Genomic DNA, 3410 nt, shown 5'->3' with positions numbered 1-3410 from the left:
CCCGGGCACGCCTCCCGCACCGCCTCCAGCGCACCCGCGGCCATCACATCACCACCGGTCAACACCTCCGACAACCCCGCCAGAGCCCCCGGCGACTCCTCCGCCAGCACACCGAACAGACCCGACGACATATACATGCCCGTCACACCATGCCCGGCCACCACACCCGCCAGCGTCCCCGCCTCCAGCAGACCCGGCGGAGCCACCACCACCCGCCCCCCATGCACCAGAGGCACCCACAACTCAAACACCGACGCGTCGAACGTATGCGGCGAATGCAACAACACCCGGTCCCGGACCGCCGCACTCCACCCACCGTCCACCACCAGAGCCACCACCGCCGAATGCGGAACCTCCACACCCTTCGGCACACCCGACGACCCCGACGTGAACATCACATACGCCACATCACCACCGCTGATCACTCCAGTGGGAGTTCCATCGGGGCCGTTCAGCAGCGCCTCGGTCCGGACCACGTCAACGGTGGTTCCGGAGACCTCCTGGTCCGCGACGATCAGGGTGGCGTTCTCCAGGACGACACGGGCCCGGGCGGCCGGCCACGACGGGTTCACCGGCACGAACGCCGCCCCGGCCTTCGACACACCCAGCAGCACCGCCACCAGATCCACCGAACGGTCCATCACCACACCGACGTAATCCCCACGCCCCACACCACGAGCGACCAGACCACACGCGACCCGGTCAGCGGCCCGCTGCAACTCCGCGTACGACCACTCACGATCACCGCCAACCACCGCCACCGCGTCAGGTGTACGCACCACCTGCGCCTCGAACAACTCCACAAACGAACCGGACGGAACCGGACGCTCAGTGGCGTTCCACTCCGATACGACTCGTTCCAGCTCCGGCCCGTCCACCATCGTGAGCCGGCTGAGCGGGGCTTCCGGCGCGTGGGCCATCTGCTCCAGCAGTCGCAGCAGCCGGTTGAGCAGTCCTCGGGCCTCGTCGGCGGTGAACAGGTCAGGGCGGTAGTTGAGGCGCATCTTGAGACCGCCGACGGGGCCGGCGATCAGCCCGAGCGGGTAGTTGATCGACTCCCGGATTCCGGACTCGAATATCCGCAGTCCCCCGGGGCCTGCCATCTGAGGTTCCGCGTCGACGGGGTCCTGCTGGTTTCCGCCGCCGGAGGGGAAGTTCTCGAAGGCGAGGATGGTGTCGAAGCTGGCACCTGTGCCTGCCACGCGCTGGATATCGCTGAGGCTGAGGTACTGGTAGTCCATCAGCGCGGACTGCTCGGCCTGAAGCCCGGCCAGCATCCCCGCCACGGTCTGCGCCGGGTCCAGCCGGACCCGCACCGGCACGGTGTTGATGAACAGCCCCAGCATGCTCTCCATACCCGGCAGATCAGCCGGCCGCCCCGCCACACTCGCGCCGAAGACGATGTCCCGGCGGCCCATCAGCTTGGCCACCAGCAGACCCCAGCCCGCCTGCACCACCGTGTTCATGGTCACGCCATGGACACGGACCAGTTCTCTGAGGGCCTCGTCGAGCGCGGGATCGGCCTCACCCGACACCACCTCGCCGTGGACCAGCTCCGCGTCCCGCTCCACCGGAGCGATCAGCGACGGCTCATCCGCGCCCGCCAGCGCCTGCTGCCACGCCTCCCGCGCCGTCTCGCGGTCCTGCCGGGACAGCCATTCCAGATAGTCGCGGTACGGAGTCACCGCCGGCAGACCGCTCCCGCTGCCACCGGCCTCGTACGCCGTCCACAGCTCCTGCATCAGGATCGCCAGTGACCAGCCGTCCAGCACAATGTGATGGAGGGTGATCATCATCCGATAGCGGTCCGGTCCCATCCGTACGAGCAGGATGCGCACCAGCGGAGGCGCGGCCAGATCGAAGCGGTACGAACGCTCCTCGATCCCCAGCCGCTCGGCCTCGGTCAGGGCGTCGGCGTCGCCCAGAGTGGAGAGGTCCTCCTGCCGCCAGGGGAGAGTCACGTCGTTGGTCACGACCTGGACCGGTTGGTCGACGCCCGGGAGTTGCCGGAACCCGGCCCGGAGGCTGGCGTGCCGGTCGAGCAGTGCCTGCCAGGCCGCGCGGAGGGCCACCGGGTCCAGCGGTCCTTCGAGGCCCAGGTCGAGCTGCTCGACATAGACATCCGTGCCCTGCTCGTCGAAGAGCGCGTGGAACAGCAGCCCTTCCTGGAGGGGCGAGACCGGCAGTACTTCCACCAGGCCAGGAACCTCCGCCTCCAGCTCCTCGATCCGCGCCTGGTCCAGCGACACGAGCGAGAAGTCGGAGGGGGTGTGACCGGCCGTACTGCTTGAACCCGTGGTGTGCGTGACCAGCCCGGTCAGCATCGCCGCCCAGCCGTCCAGCAGCCGGGAGACCGCCTCCTCCTCCCACAGATGCTCGGGCCAGAGCAGCGACAGAGTCAGCTCGGGACCCTCCGGCAGATCACGCACCGCGCCCATGACCTCCAGCGCGTGCAGGACGGGGAACTGCCCGCCCATGCTGTCCCCGGCCACACCATCGCTGGGCGGGTTCCAGCCCGTGCGAGTGCCCTTGCCGGGAGTGGGAGGTGTGGCGGAGAAGCGGCCGAGGTAGTTGAAGCCGATCTGTGCCGGGGGCAGTGCCGCCAGCTCGGGCGCGGCCTCCGGATTGAGGTGACGCAGGATGCCGTAGCCCAGACCATCACCGGGGACGGCGCGGATCTGCTCCTTCACCCGCTTCAGCACCCGCCCGGCAGCGGCACCGCCCTCCCGCACCTCCACCGGATCGACGGAGCCGACATCCAGCCGCACCGGATGGCTGCTGGTGAACCAGCCCACCGTCCGGGACAGGTCGTCGCTGTCGGCCAGCGGGACCCGGCCGTGGCTCTCGACATCCACCAGGATCGCGCTGCCACCCGCTGTGTCCTGGCCATTCCGCCACTCGGCGACGGCGGCCGTCAGACCGGTGAGCAACACGTCGTCGATGCCCGCGTGGAACGCGGTCGGGACGCTGGTCAACAGCTCCGATGTCACCGCGATGGGGATCTGGACGGACGACTGCCGCATCGTCGCCTCGATGTCCCGTTCCGGATCGACCGGCTCGTCGGTGAGAAGCGGATCGGGGCCCTGGAGGAACTCCACCCACCGGGGGGCCTCAGCCAGCCGCTCCGCGCCGGTCGCCTGGGCCGCCAGCTCGCGCGCCCAGTGCCGGAAGGATGTGGGCACCGATTGCAGAGCCGTCTCGTTGCCGGCTGCCAGTGCTTCATAAGCCTCGGCGAGGTCGGGCAGCAGCACCCGCAGGGAGACCGTGTCCACCACCAGGTGGTCGACGACGAGGAGCAGTCTTCCCAGCTCATCGGGTCCGAGGTCGAACCAGACCAGTTGGGCCATCACACCGTCCCACGGGTCCAGCCCCTGGATGGCCGCCTTCATCTCCTCACCGATCACACGGTT

Annotated in this window: 1 protein-coding gene; it reads right to left on the bottom strand. The window is 69.1% G+C overall.

Annotated features, from left to right (window positions below):
• Positions 1-3410, bottom strand: a 3410-nt coding sequence (locus ABT122_RS33370; RefSeq protein ID WP_351559913.1) for a condensation domain-containing protein, incomplete at both ends; no start/stop codon positions are given.

The sequence above is a fragment of the Streptomyces sp. NPDC001985 genome (genome assembly GCF_040296845.1).
Classification (GTDB): domain Bacteria; phylum Actinomycetota; class Actinomycetes; order Streptomycetales; family Streptomycetaceae; genus Streptomyces.
Note: the sequence above shows the minus strand (reverse complement) of the source record. Positions and strands in the feature narration are given on the sequence as shown.